This window comes from Shewanella sp. SR43-8 (assembly GCF_014163775.1).
Lineage (GTDB): Bacteria > Pseudomonadota > Gammaproteobacteria > Enterobacterales > Shewanellaceae > Shewanella > Shewanella vesiculosa.
The window spans coordinates 155,588-169,328 of record NZ_JACJDX010000010.1; the positions used below are offsets into that span (position 1 = coordinate 155,588).

Below are 13,741 nucleotides of genomic sequence, written 5' to 3' on the forward strand. Positions count from 1 at the left end.
CCAAGAGGGCTATGGTGTGTTAAATAAATACCCAATGTGGAAAAATATCATGGTGATGCTCATCATCGCCATTGGTAGTTTTTATGCAATACCAAATTTGTTTGGTGAAGATCATGCAGTACAGATCGTCGCAACCCGCGGTGCTGAAGTCACTGCATCGACTCAAACGACTGTGGTTGATTTATTAGATAGTCAGGGTATTGCGGTAAAGCGTGCCGAGCTTGAAAATGGTCAGTTATTAGTTCGTGTGCAAAATCCTGAGCAGCAGCTGTTGGCAAAAGAGTCTATTGCTGAACTGCTTGGCCAGAAATATACCGTTGCATTGAACTTAGCACCGGCAACCCCAAAATGGCTTGAAGCTGTTGGTGGTTCGCCGATGAAATTAGGTTTAGATTTGCGTGGCGGTGTTCACTTCTTAATGGAAGTGGATATGGGCGAAGCAATCCGTAAAATGGAAGAAGCTAAAATAGCAGATTTCAGAAGCCAACTTCGTGAAGAGAAAATTCGTTACGCAGGTATTCGTAAAACCCCAAAAGGGATTGCGATTAAGTTTCGTGACGCTGCAACTGTTGACCAAGCTGAGACATATTTAAAAACTCGCAGTAAAGACATGACCTATACCGATGCTAGCAGCGGTAATGAGTTTATGCTGCTTGCGACTATGAGTGATGCTTATCTTAAACAGATTAAGGAAGAAGCACTTCAGCAAAACATTACCACTATCCGTAACCGTGTTAACGAGCTTGGTGTTGCTGAGCCAGTAGTTCAACGTCAAGGCGCTGAGCGCATTATTGTTGAATTACCAGGTGTGCAAGATACCGCGCGTGCAAAAGAGATTTTAGGTGCAACAGCATCGATTGAATTTCGTATGGTTGACGACAAAGCTGATGTAAGTGCAGCGGCAAGTGGCCGTGTACCTGCTGGTGCTGAAGTGTACCAACGTCGTGAAGGTGGGATTGCCGTATTGAAGAAAGAAGTGATGTTAACTGGTGATCATATTACTGGTGCGCAACCAACTTTCGATGAATATAGCCGTCCACAGGTTGCGATTAACCTAGACGCTAAAGGCGGCTCGATTTTCTCAAACGTCACCAAAGACAATATCGGTAAACCAATGGCAACATTGTTTATTGAATATAAAGACAGTGGTACACGTAATCCTGATGGCACAGTGAAAATGACTCGTATTGAAGAGGTCATTTCAGTTGCTACCATTCAAGCGCGTTTAGGTCGTAATTTTGTGATTACGGGTCTTGAACACACTGAAGCACAAAGTTTAGCGTTATTGCTTCGTGCTGGTGCCTTAATTGCGCCTGTGACTATCGTAGAAGAAAGAACTATTGGCCCAAGCTTAGGTGCTGAAAACATCCAAAATGGTGTTCAAGCAATGATTTGGGGTATGGTTGTTGTACTTGTATTCATGATGGTTTACTACCGTGCATTTGGCTTTATTGCCAACCTTGCATTATTGGCGAACTTAATCATGGTTGTTGGTGTGATGTCGATGATCCCAGGTGCGGTATTAACCCTACCAGGTATTGCTGGCATGGTATTAACTGTGGGTATGGCGGTAGACGGAAACGTGCTGATTTTTGAGCGTATTCGTGAAGAACTTCTTGGCGGTCGTAGCGTTCAACAAGCCATCCATGAAGGTTATGGTAATGCATTTTCAACCATTGCAGATGCCAACATCACTACCTTTATGACAGCATTAATTTTATTTGCTGTTGGTACCGGAGCGGTGAAAGGCTTTGCTGTTACCTTAATGATAGGTATCGCGACTTCTATGTTTACTGCCATCGTAGGCACACGTTCAATCGTGAATGCGGTTTGGGGTGGTAAGCGCGTTAAGTCATTGTCTATCTAAGGGAGACGTTGAATATGTTACAGATATTTTCAGTAAAGAACACAGTCGACTTTCTTCGTCATGCTAAAATCATCAGTATTATGTCGATGCTTCTTGTTATTGCCTCACTAGGGTCGCTTGCGACTCAAGGCATTAACTGGGGTTTGGACTTCACTGGCGGCACTGTAGTCGAAATGGAGTTTTCAGCTCCTGTCGACTTGAACGCTTTGCGCGGCACTATGACTTCAGCGGAAGCTGAAGGTGCAGTAGTACAGAACTTTGGTTCAAGCCGCGATATATTGGTGCGTTTACCAGTCAGAAATGAGCTAAAAAGTGATGTTCAGGTTGCCGCGGTATTAGCCGCAGCGCAATCAATTGATGCGGGCGTGATTCAAAAGCGAGTTGAGTTTGTTGGTCCTCAGGTAGGTAAAGAGTTAGCAGAGCAAGGTGGCTTAGCGGTTATTGTTGCCCTAATCTGTATTCTTATCTATGTGTCATTTCGTTTTGAGTGGCGTTTAGCAGCAGGTTCTGTTGCGGCGTTAGCCCATGACGTTATTGTTACTTTAGGGGTGTTTTCGGTATTACAGCTTGAATTTGACTTGACCGTATTGGCAGGTTTGTTGACAGTTGTGGGTTACTCACTTAACGATACTATCGTGGTGTATGACCGTATCCGTGAAAACTTCCTCAAAATGCGTAAAGGCACACCTGAAGAGATTGTGAATACCTCAATCACCCAGACCATGAGCCGTACCGTTATTACTACGGGTACCACATTAATTACCGTTATTGCGCTGTTCTTAAAAGGTGGCACTATGATCCATGGCTTTGCAACTGCATTGCTATTAGGTATTTTTGTCGGTACATATTCATCAATTTACGTGGCAAGTTACTTAGCCGTTAAATTGGGTATTAACCGTGAGCACATGTTACCTGTAGAGATTGAAAAAGAAGGTGCTGACCAGCCTTCAATGATGCCTTAATATGCATTGTTAATTATTTAATCGCTAACAATAAACCCCAGCTTGCTGGGGTTTATTGTTTATGGAAGGTCACTATTTTGAGATGTTAAATATGTTTTACAGGCCACCAACAAGGTTTTGTACCACAGGGTTTGCGGATCGATTATTAGTGCTTCCCATCCGTCGCTACCGAGGATTTCAACGCCGCTAAAAACCAATCTTGTTTGTATGAGGTTTGCTGATACTCTAAATGTGCCGATATCAGTATCTAAACGAGAAATAGTTATTTTATTCATGTTGTAGAGTGATGATGTAATCAGCTTGACCATTTTCGGTTGAAGTAAATTCGCCGTGGCCAATATATTGCAGCAGGTTATCGGTCCCTGAATCAGCGATTACGTTAAATTGGCTCTGTGCCACGCCTTGTGAGAATACGCCATTGTGTTGCAGAACTATACTGCCTGCTATTTCTGGCGTATCAATGGTTAAGTGTTCTATGCCAACAAATACAGCCGAACCTTCTTTTTGATATGACATAATATAGCGGATTTGCGCAGAACCACTGACGTCACCAGAATATGTTTGGCTAATTTCTGCTATGGTTTGTTTGCTGTCGTTGTGGTGTTCTGCATAAGTCGATTCATTCCAGGTGGTGATTTGAAATACACCTTTTAAGACTATTTTTGTCATGTAGAGTCCCGTTTTTGATGTTATAGAGTGCAATGACCCATGTAGCATTAAGATAATCATTGTTTGTTATAAATGTCCAATTTATAAACAATACTCGACAGATTTTGGCTTAGGCAGTAGGATGACATAAATTTGCCAGCAAGAGCAATGACATAGGATATCGCATGGAACAACGAAAAGTATTATTGGCTGGTGGTAACTTACTGCAGGCTCACACATGGAAAGGGTTACTTGAAACCAGTGGAATAGACGTTGATCTTAAAGGAGAAGCGCTTATTGGTGGTGTTGGCGGTTTGCCTATTGAAATGCAGACTGTTGAGTTATGGGTTGCAGATAGTCAGCTTGTGGCAGCACAGAGTTTATTGGATGCACTTGATATTGAAAAACCTCAATGGCAATGCGTTCAGTGCCATGAAATAAATGAAGGAAGTTTTGAGTTGTGTTGGCAATGTAGTTCGCAAAGAAGTGAAATGCATAACGAATAAGCGCTTGTATAAGTTTATTTTTTTCATAAACTACAGACTAAACCACTTTGCGGTTTATGACGTATAAAGTACTCATTTGTTACTGATAAGCGACTTTACCTAACTTAAGGATACCTATGCAAGCATCTCCAGCTTTCGCCCGTTTAGTTGATTCAGTTATGCCTCATGTTACCTTGCTAACGATTGATCAATATCAACAACAAGACCAGTGGCAATTAATTGATGTTCGAGAAGATAATGAGTGGCTGCAAGGGCATTTACCCAAAGCAAAACACTTGAGCCGTGGCATTATTGAGCGTGATATAGAGCATCGATTCCCTGACAAAGATACCCCATTACTCCTTTACTGCGGTGCCGGCCAACGTGCAGCATTATCGGCCTATAATTTACAGATTATGGGATACACACAAGTCGCCTCGATGATTGGTGGATACCGCGCTTGGATACAACATCAATTCCCTATCGTTGAAGACTGAGTAGATTAATGCAATATTTCCCATTATTTGTAGATACCCAAGGATTACAGGTCTTATTGGTTGGCGCAGGTGAGGTCGCTACACGTAAACTAGATCTCTTGTCTCGTACTGATGCCAATATTCATGTAATTGCGCCAGACGTCGCCAATGAGATTGAAAGCTATTATTCTCAGGGACGTATTAAACTTTCGCGCCGCGAAGTGTGCAGCGCTGATTTTGCCAATGTCGACATTATTTATTTGGCCACAGCTAATGAACAACTTAATATGGACTTTGCCGAATTAGCCACTGAGCGTGGAATTTGGGTTAATGTGGTCGATAACCCTAAGTTTTGTCGATTTATTACGCCTTCTATTGTTGACCGAGGCCGGTTAGTCGTGGCAATAAGTACTGCTGGAGCAGCCCCAGTGTTTGCGCGAACGATTCGTTCGAGACTCGAAACCATGTTACCACCATCGTTAGCACCATTATTTGATTTTGTTGCTAGCAAGCGAGAAGAAGTTCAACATAAATTATCAGCAGGTAAAGATAGACGTTTATTTTGGGAACAGTTTTTTACCACTAACCAAGATAAGTTTGATGGCTTAACTGAACAGCGTTATCTTGATGCTTTTGATCATTTGAGTATTAAAGGCGACATTATCTTATTAACTGAGGACACTCCGACGCATTTGTTGCCTATAGCCGCAATGCCTTTGCTACAGACATTAGATGTGGTTTACAGTGATAACCCGCTCGATGGCGAGATTAATGAACTATTAAGGCGCGATGCTAGCAGAGAAAAGGTACCGTTATTAAGTGATATTACTCATCAATATGAGCATGGTAGTCGTATTCTAATTGTGTCTTCATTGGCTAAAATCAGTCAGCTTAGCGCACATTTCCCGATGGCAAAACATCTTCGTCCAGGCGCAATTTAACTCGATAAGAATGATGTCCTATTATACCGAGTCTACTTTGTAGTAGACTCGGTTTTTTTATATGAGTTGGAACCCTTCATGGCCGCAAAAGCTACCGTCTTTAAAGTCTCTTTGCAGATAGCAGATATGGATCGTCATTATTATGCCGATCATCAATTTACCTTAGCCCAACACCCATCTGAGACCGACACCCGCATGATGGTTCGTTTGCTGGCATTTGCGATTAATGCATCAGAATCATTAGTGTTTAGTAAAGGTTTGTGTGTTGATGATGAAGCGGAACTTTGGGATAAAAACCTCAGTGGCGAAATTGATCTTTGGGTTGAATTTGGTCAAGCAGATGAAAAGTGGCTCAGAAAAGCGTGTGGTCGTTCAAAACGAGTCATTCTTTATACTTATGGCGGCCGAAGTGTACCTATTTGGTGGCAACAAAATCAGCAAGCATTCGCGCGTTACGATAATTTAAGCGTGATTAATTTTCCTGAAGATGCAGTTAAACAAATGGATATATTTGTTAATCGTAACATGGCGTTACAAGTAAGCCTTAGTGAAGGGCAAGTGTGGTTTTCAGATGCAAATAACAGTGTGTTAATCGAACCTGAAGTCTTAAAGTGATGGGAATTACCTAAATTTAGCGCCTAACATACTCCGAATCACAACAGTGTGAATTAAACCTTAATTTTATGAAAATTAATTAAGTTTAATCAAATGTGCCTTGTGCTAATAAAAACACAGGCAGATAATCAAGATATCTAGTAAATACCGAAAAAATATAAATAACTGATAATAATAGTTTTATTTTAACGGTAGCTGTTGATTAAGGATGTTGTTGTGAAAAAATTAGCCCTATACCCAGTAGAAAAAATTGACCAATTAACTTCACCAGAAGCCCATGAAGACATATCAGTACAGTCTTCGGCATTAAACGTGTTTACTGATTTCAAGAAAGTGACGCCTATGGTTATTGAGTCAAGTACATCGGCTGTGAATGTTGAGCACTTAATGCAAAAGTCACATGTCCGCCTTAAATTAGTCATTGACCATCACGATCAGTTTATTGGCTTAATCAGTTTTGAGTCATTACATAATCAAGAGATATTAAAACGAGTGGCCGCAGGACATCAGCGTGAACACCTCAGTGTTGCTGATTTTATGATCCCTAAAGAAGATCTTAAAGCGATCGATTTTGAAGATTTAAATTATGCTCGAATCGGTGATGTAATTGAAACATTGCAATCAGCAGGGCAACAACATTGTTTAGTGATTGATCGCGAACAACATGCTATTCGCGGAGTATTATCAGCCAATGATATTGCAAGGCGATTAAAACTTGCTGTTGATGTGAGCACACCAAACTCATTTGCCTCAATATTCAAGGTTATTGCCAATACTCAGCAGCCAGCAGTATTACAAATACCACAGCCTCACTTTTAGGTTTTCAATCAGTTAATGAGTAAAGCGTAAAAAAATAGCCACATTTCGTGGCTATTTTTGTATTGAACAAGAGGAGATTACTGGAAGCTTAAACTCCAAGTATCGATATACCCAGTATCTTGTTTGGCATTATCAACTGCTTTTAAAGTCCATACACCACTAGACTCTACACCAGCCATATTAGCTGTGTAAGTCTGGGTTAAGTTATCGGTTCCACCACCAGTATTGTTGTGCAGGACAACCGTTTGACCTGTAGGACTCACTAACTGGATTTTTAAATCACCAATATACGTGTGAATGATACCGATAGACACTGATACCGATCCTGAATCGCCAGTACGACTAACCGTGATTGGGCTAGTGATACCAGTGGTATTATTATCTGGAATCGTATAATTACCAGTATTGGTATAGCTTGCTGGACCGCCAGTATTGCCACCACTGCTTGTTGCCGCGGTATAATTAGCCACTAGGTTGACGTTACTAAATGCGCTATAACCTTGCACCATCACATAATAGGTACCCGTTTGTGGTGTGGCAATAGGACAAGATTCTGCATTACCACTCTTCCATGGACGACAGTCGTAACTGCTGTTGGTCGGTGACGCACCATATTGTACATACAGGTCAGCATCGCCAGTACCGCCACTCATGGTAAAGGCTAAGTCTTTTGCGCCTGCAGGGACGTCTAACGAGAAATATAGCTCATCACTTTTAGCGCCAGCTAGACCGGTTTTTGCGACACCTTTTACCAGTACACTGTCACCAGTACCAGGGCCTGTGCCAGGATCGGTTGGACCAGTACATGATTCGTCTAAGTAGGCCTTTGCTGCAACGGCATTAATCATCCCATAACCGGTTTGGTTATCACGTCCCGCAACACTTAAGTCATCAGCTGTTGCATTAAGTGCTGCACGCACTTGGCTTGCACTACATTCAGGGTGGTAACTCCACACTAATGTAGCAACCCCTGACACATGCGGTGTGGCCATAGAGGTACCATTATAATATTCGTAATCTTGGTTACCTTGATTACTCACTGTCGTTGATTGTCCCAACTTAGCTTTAAGTGCAAGCCCTGTTGCTCTATCTACTGACACTGAAGGAACCGTAATATCACTGTTGGCATCAACTAAGAATGGGTTTTGTAGGCCAGGTAGGGCACTATTACTGTACACAATAATACCTTTAGCGCCTGCAGTTTTACATGCTTTAGTTGAGTTGATTTCAGGGTAGCTTGAACCTTGGTTGCCTACGCGCTCAACAAGACAAATCTTATTCGCCATATTGCCACATGAAAAACTGGTTCCATTGACGGTACACTCTGCTAAGGCTCCGGTTGCACTTGCATTGATAGGGGCAGGAGCATAACTGGTTCCTGATGGAGTCAGACGATTGTGCGGTACTACGCCATTGCTAAAATAGGACTGACCACCAATAGTGATATCTGCTAAACGTCCTTCACCAACGGTAACGGTTGACAGAATTGCTTCACCAGGACCTGAAATTTCAACTTGATCCGTGTACTGTGAAAATGCTGCATGATCAAGGTTACTGTCAACGGCGGCCACTGACATCACACTGTCATATGAAGCAGGGTAGCTATAACTGCTGTCACCAGCATTACCAGCAGCTGCAATTAATAATACGCCATTATTGTAGTGAGTATTTAATGCATTACGCTCGGTTGTGGTTGAACCACTGCCACCCAAGCTCATTGTGACGACATTTGCACCACCTGAATTAACACAAGTGTCGATAGCGGCTACTAATGATGATGAGTAGCCCCATCCTGCTTCGTTAAACACTTTTACGATATGAATATTGGCGTTTTGGTTAGGCATAACCCCGACCACACCTTCATTGTTTGCAATGGCAGCAATAGTACCTGCGACATGAGTACCATGAGCATTATTATTACCCGGTTGATACCAGTTGCCCGTTCCGGAATTATTGGTTCCGGTGACGTTGTTTGCATTTAAATCGTTATGACTACGATCGTAACCAGAGTCAATAATACAGATAGTGCGATTACCCGCTTGGCTGTCGCTTAGTACAGTTGCACCAACAAAGGTTTGTCCCCAAGGAGTTGTCTCGGCAAGCAATCTACGTGGTAAATCTTCTTCAACATATTCAACGTCTTGACGTAAACGCAATGCTTTGATTGATGGCGAGTCGAGTTTTACAGAATAACTATTGCTTCGACCAACACGCTTCATTTCTCGCGCTTTTACACTGTTCAAAGCACGAAATTGACTGAATACTTCGTTTGAGCGAGGCTGATAAGACATACTATTTGTTTCAGGTTGTACGCCCACATTTTGCGTTACAGAACTGCTGCTTAACGTTTGTGCCGCATTATCATTCTTAAATTTAACGATATAACGTTTAGGTAACGGAGATTGTTGATCAATTTGTTGGTTAGTAGCAGAAAGCTGTAAAGGGGATGGGGCAGCATTGACTTGAGTTGAAATAGCCAAAGCAAGAGCGGTCATGCTAAGCACGACCGCTGAGTTTTTATTCTTTTTCATATTATCTTCCATGTTAATCAGAGTTAAATAACGTCTTTTATAATTATGTTTACCGATAAGCTTATTTTGCCTATCTATTTAAAAGGTAATCATATTTTCACCAAATGTAAATAACTTGTTAACCTTGACTTTGGTAATACAAGTACTTTTTATGATATTTTCGTGAATTATTATGTAACATTTGTGAATTTAAAATTTATTAAGCAGTATTTTGATAAAAGTTATCTGTATAACTTTTATCAAGTTACCTAGATGTAAGCGCTTAACCGAGAAATGAATAAGTGAAGTTGTTAATGCTAATAAATAATTAACTTAAATACAGTGTAAATGATAGTTTACGATTTTTGGTGTTATTGAAATAATAACAGTGGTTTACTCTGTAGTGCTGGTGATGAGTAGGATGCTATTGAAGCATAATATTAAGCCACAGGATTAGCTCTGTGGCTTAATTTATTGCTGATATTATCGTGCAGATATTAAACTGTTAAAACCACCTGCATTATAGGTGTTGCTGTATCCTTGTTTAACGAGTGATTTTTGTGCCATATCACTGCGATTACCGCTGCGACAATAAAGCACTATTTCAGTGTCTTTAGTGATATTGAGCTTTGCTAACTCGGGTACGATATTATTGAATGGGATATTCATAGCACCGTCAATATGTCCTTCTGCAAACTCTTCAGCAGTACGCACATCAATCAACATGACGCCACGGTCGATCTTCTCCCATGCAACGCTGGGCTCTTGCTCTGCCGCCCAAGTCGGCATGAGTGATGCTGCTAATATCACTAATATCACTAATAGCGCCAATACCGATTGAATAGACAACAGCATAGATTTCTTAAACACGATAAATTCCTTGTTATTTATTTAAGGCTATTTCCGCTGCAGTTTTGATGCCTAATTTTTTCATTACCATCGCCGCAGGACAAAAGCCTGTGAATGCACTCTGAAATAGATTAGCGCCTACAAACACCGTTAGCCAGACAAAGTGTGGACTGACAGTTGCGGTTAACACTATCGATAATAAAACCATGAAGCCTGCAAAGGCCATAATACTTCTTTCTAATGACATGTTTAGATCCTTATTGGGCGTTGCCCAGTTAACGAATAATCTTGTTACTTAGCTGTGATAATGTGTTTATTTTTCATAACCGAATAATACAATACTGGGATTACTACCAAGGTTAAAATGGTCGAGATAAAAATACCAAAAATTAAACTAATAGCTAAACCATTAAAAATAGGGTCGTCAATAATAAATAATGCGCCAATTATTGCCGCTAATGCTGTCAACATAATCGGTTTGGCACGCACAGCTCCAGAATGGATAACGGCTTGTTCTAATGGTATTCCAGCAGCTGTTTGCTGATTAATAAAATCGACCAGCAAGATAGAGTTTCGAACAATAATACCTGCTAGCGCAATCATGCCTATCATCGATGGGGCCGTGAATTGAGCACCCAATAAAGCGTGTCCTGGCATCACGCCAATGATGGTTAATGGTATTGGCGCCATAATGACTAACGGCACCACATATGATTTAAATTGCCCCACAACTAACAAGTAAATTGCAATCATTCCAACAGCATAAGCAATACCCATATCGCGGAAAGTTTCATATGTGATTTTCCATTCACCGTCCCATAAAATAGCCACGTCAGTTAATCCATCAGGTTGATTAACCAGATTTTGTTGAATTGGGTAACTTGAATCACCTTGTTCATTTTGTTGATTAATTTGGCTGACCATGTCAAACATACCGTACAGTGGGCTGCCAGTAGGGCCTGCCATATCAGCAATAACCATGATCATAGGAACCATATTTTTGTGGATAATTGGTGCATTAATAACCTGTTGTTGTACCTTGACTAACTCTGTCAATGGCACGGTTTCACCCGATTGAGTTGGTAAGCGTAATAACAACACTTGCTTGAGATCTACTTTAGATGCCTCATCAAGTTGTAATCTAATTGGCGTGGGCTGAGCTAACTGTGCTTGATACAAATAACTCACATCTTTACCATCAACGGCTGTGCTGATGGTATCAACGATACTGGCGTACGAGACTCCCAATAAGCGAGCTTTATTACGGTCAATAATTACCTGCCATTTTTGTTGCTGTGCTGGCAAATAAATATCCATATCAACAACATGTTCTGTGTCCTTGAATCGTTGTAGTAAGTCATTGGCTGCTCGTTCGCGTAGCTCAGTGTTCGGTGCATAAACCTCTGCCACAATAGGTGACCACACTGGCGGTCCGGGGGGCACTTCAACAATCTTAATATTTGCATGGTAGCGAAGACCAATTTTTTGTAATGGTTCACGTACCGATGAAGCAATGGTGTGGCTGTCGCGGTCGCGATGTTTCTTATCAACCAGATTAACCTGGATTTCACCGAGCTCTTGGCTACTGCGCAAGAAATAATGTCTTACTAAGCCGTTAAAGTTCATCGGTGCATGAGTACCTGCGTACAATTGTAAATGCTCAATTTCTTTAACCGTCGTGAGATATTGACTGAGATCTTGCAATACTCTTTGAGTTTGCTCTACTGGTGTTCCTTCAGGCATGTCGACCATCACCTGAAACTCTGACTTGTTATCAAAAGGCAGCATTTTTAATATTACCGCTTGCATTACTGGCAAGGCGACAGCAAAAGCTATCAATAGAGCTATGCCTAACGCCAAACCTTTACGGGCTTTTGGTGCATGTTCGCCAATTAAAAAAGGGCTCATTATGCGGGTAAACAAGCGTGTTAATCGATTGTCTTCTTCTACCACAATGTCAGTACTTGCAGTTGAATTAGCTGAGTTATGAGATTTTTTGTGAGGCTTTAATAACTTATTGCTCAGCCATGGCGTCATAATAAAGGCGATTAATAACGAAATGATCATTCCCATACTGGCATTTATCGGAATAGGGCTCATGTATGGGCCCATGAGTCCCGATACGAATGCCATTGGCAAAAGGGCGGCAATAACCGTAAAAGTAGCCAGTATGGTAGGTCCGCCGACTTCATCAACGGCGTGTGGGATAAGTTCGCTAATGGGTTTATCACTCATTGCCATATGTCGGTGGATATTTTCGACCACAACAATTGCGTCATCAACCAAGATGCCAATCGAGAAAATAAGCGCAAATAACGAAATACGGTTGAGGGTGAATCCCCAAGCCCAAGATGCAAATAAAGTAATAGCTAGGGTAATAATAATAGCCACACCCACCACGGCAGACTCACGAACTCCCATAGTGAATAAAACTAACAGTACCACTGCCGATGTAGCAAAAATCAATTTAAAGATAAGTGTGTTCGATTTATCCCCAGCTGTTTTACCGTAGTTACGAGAGATCGCAACATCAACATTATTGGGAATTAATACATTATCGACAGCCTTGATTTTCGCTAAAACCGCATCAGCAATATCGACAGCATTGGTGCCTGCTTGTTTGCCTATCGCAATCGTTACAGCAGGATAAGTTCCCTTGTCGGTGACATGCCAAACATGTTGTTTGGGTATATCACTTTTGAGGCTTACATCGGCAATATCAGATAAATAAACGGCATGGGGAGTTGAGCTTCTAGCCGATGTTGCATCTGGTTGATTGACTTTTATCAGTAAATTATTGACATCATCAAGCGTACGTAAAAACTGTCCAGTTTGTAGTTTTATTTCTTGATTAAACTGTGTCAAGGATCCTAGCGTAGACAGCTGGTTATTATCTTGTAAAGTGGCACTAATATCGTTGAACGTGACGCCGAAACTGCTCATTTTGACAGGATCGATACGCACATTTAACACCATTTCGTGGCCACCCTGGCTGTAAATCTCTCGCGTGCCAGGTATCCGCTTTAGTTCGGTTTCCAAGCCAGATGCCACTAAGGTAAGCTGTTCTGCGGTGATGTTTGGGTCTTTAGACCAGAGGGTTAGGCCTACAATAGGCACATCATCAATGCCTCTGGGTTTAATTAATGGCTCACCAATGCCAGCGGCATGATTAAATTTATCTCGGTTAGAGTACAGTTGATTATATAAATTAACCACGGCCTCATCACGTGGAATACCGACATCAAAAATCGCGATAATCAACGCACCATCAGGTTGAGAGAATGAATAAAGAGTATCAATCCCTTTTATTTGAGAAATGATACGTTCAGCAGGCAAGGTGACTTGATTTTCAACTTCCGTCGGCGTGGCGCCAGGATAGGGAATAAACACATCTGCAAAAGTGACATCTATTTGTGGTTCTTCTTCTTTTGGTGTAATAATTACCGCAAAAAGACCCAGTAATAAGCCTAAAATAGCCAATAATGGGGTGATAGCACTTTGTTGAAATGCCTTTGCTATTGAGCCTGAGATGCCGAGTTTATTTGGTTCGTTGGGGGTTGTCATTCGGG

12 protein-coding genes are annotated in these 13,741 nt (G+C 41.5%); 7 read left to right on the forward strand and 5 right to left on the reverse strand.

All coding sequences use genetic code 11. From position 1 onward, the window contains the following. The first annotated feature begins 16 nt into the window (after positions 1-16). Complete coding sequence (gene secD, locus H5114_RS14435) at positions 17-1,867, forward strand: protein translocase subunit SecD (RefSeq protein ID WP_182723284.1); 1,851 nt, start codon at positions 17-19, stop codon at positions 1,865-1,867. Positions 1,868-1,881: 14 nt separating this feature from the next. Then, positions 1,882-2,829 (forward strand): protein translocase subunit SecF, encoded by a 948-nt coding sequence (gene secF, locus H5114_RS14440; protein ID WP_124016298.1) that lies wholly within the window; start codon positions 1,882-1,884, stop codon positions 2,827-2,829. 267 nt (positions 2,830-3,096) lie between these two features. Here the strand turns inward: secF and H5114_RS14445 are convergent, their stop codons facing one another. Continuing rightward, entirely contained in the window at positions 3,097-3,498 is a 402-nt protein-coding gene (locus tag H5114_RS14445) for a DUF3224 domain-containing protein (protein ID WP_124016299.1), read from the reverse strand. 164 nt (positions 3,499-3,662) lie between these two features. Between H5114_RS14445 and H5114_RS14450 the strand changes: the two genes are divergently transcribed. The 5 genes from H5114_RS14450 to H5114_RS14470 all read left to right on the forward strand — a co-directional run bounded on the left by H5114_RS14450 (position 3,663) and on the right by H5114_RS14470 (position 6,813). Further along, on the forward strand, positions 3,663-3,983 hold the full coding sequence (locus H5114_RS14450; RefSeq protein ID WP_124016300.1) for a putative signal transducing protein: 321 nt from the start codon (positions 3,663-3,665) through the stop codon (positions 3,981-3,983). A 116-nt stretch (positions 3,984-4,099) separates the two neighbouring features. Then, the gene (locus tag H5114_RS14455) at positions 4,100-4,459 is read left to right on the forward strand and encodes a rhodanese-like domain-containing protein (RefSeq protein ID WP_182723285.1); all 360 of its coding nucleotides are present in this window, start codon (positions 4,100-4,102) and stop codon (positions 4,457-4,459) included. 8 nt (positions 4,460-4,467) lie between these two features. Further along, positions 4,468-5,379, forward strand: coding sequence for a bifunctional precorrin-2 dehydrogenase/sirohydrochlorin ferrochelatase (locus H5114_RS14460; protein WP_182723286.1), 912 nt, complete (start codon positions 4,468-4,470; stop codon positions 5,377-5,379). Between the two features lie 78 nt (positions 5,380-5,457). After that, positions 5,458-5,994 carry a YaeQ family protein gene (locus H5114_RS14465; protein WP_124016303.1) on the forward strand — a complete coding sequence of 179 codons (537 nt, stop codon included), beginning with the start codon at positions 5,458-5,460 and terminating at the stop codon, positions 5,992-5,994. A gap of 216 nt (positions 5,995-6,210) precedes the next feature. Continuing rightward, complete coding sequence (locus tag H5114_RS14470) at positions 6,211-6,813, forward strand: histidine kinase (RefSeq protein ID WP_165870087.1); 603 nt, start codon at positions 6,211-6,213, stop codon at positions 6,811-6,813. 77 nt (positions 6,814-6,890) lie between these two features. Here the strand turns inward: H5114_RS14470 and H5114_RS14475 are convergent, their stop codons facing one another. From H5114_RS14475 to H5114_RS14490, 4 genes are all read right to left on the reverse strand, one after another. Next, positions 6,891-9,344 (reverse strand): S8 family serine peptidase, encoded by a 2,454-nt coding sequence (locus tag H5114_RS14475; RefSeq protein ID WP_182723287.1) that lies wholly within the window; start codon positions 9,342-9,344, stop codon positions 6,891-6,893. Between the two features lie 462 nt (positions 9,345-9,806). Beyond that, positions 9,807-10,193, reverse strand: coding sequence for a rhodanese-like domain-containing protein (locus H5114_RS14480; RefSeq protein WP_310736396.1), 387 nt, complete (start codon positions 10,191-10,193; stop codon positions 9,807-9,809). Positions 10,194-10,206: 13 nt separating this feature from the next. After that, on the reverse strand, positions 10,207-10,419 hold the full coding sequence (locus H5114_RS14485; protein ID WP_124016307.1) for a DUF2892 domain-containing protein: 213 nt from the start codon (positions 10,417-10,419) through the stop codon (positions 10,207-10,209). A 44-nt stretch (positions 10,420-10,463) separates the two neighbouring features. Then, positions 10,464-13,736, reverse strand: a complete 3,273-nt coding sequence (locus H5114_RS14490) for an efflux RND transporter permease subunit (RefSeq protein WP_182723288.1) — start codon at positions 13,734-13,736, stop codon at positions 10,464-10,466. Between the last annotated feature and the right edge of the window lie 5 nt (positions 13,737-13,741).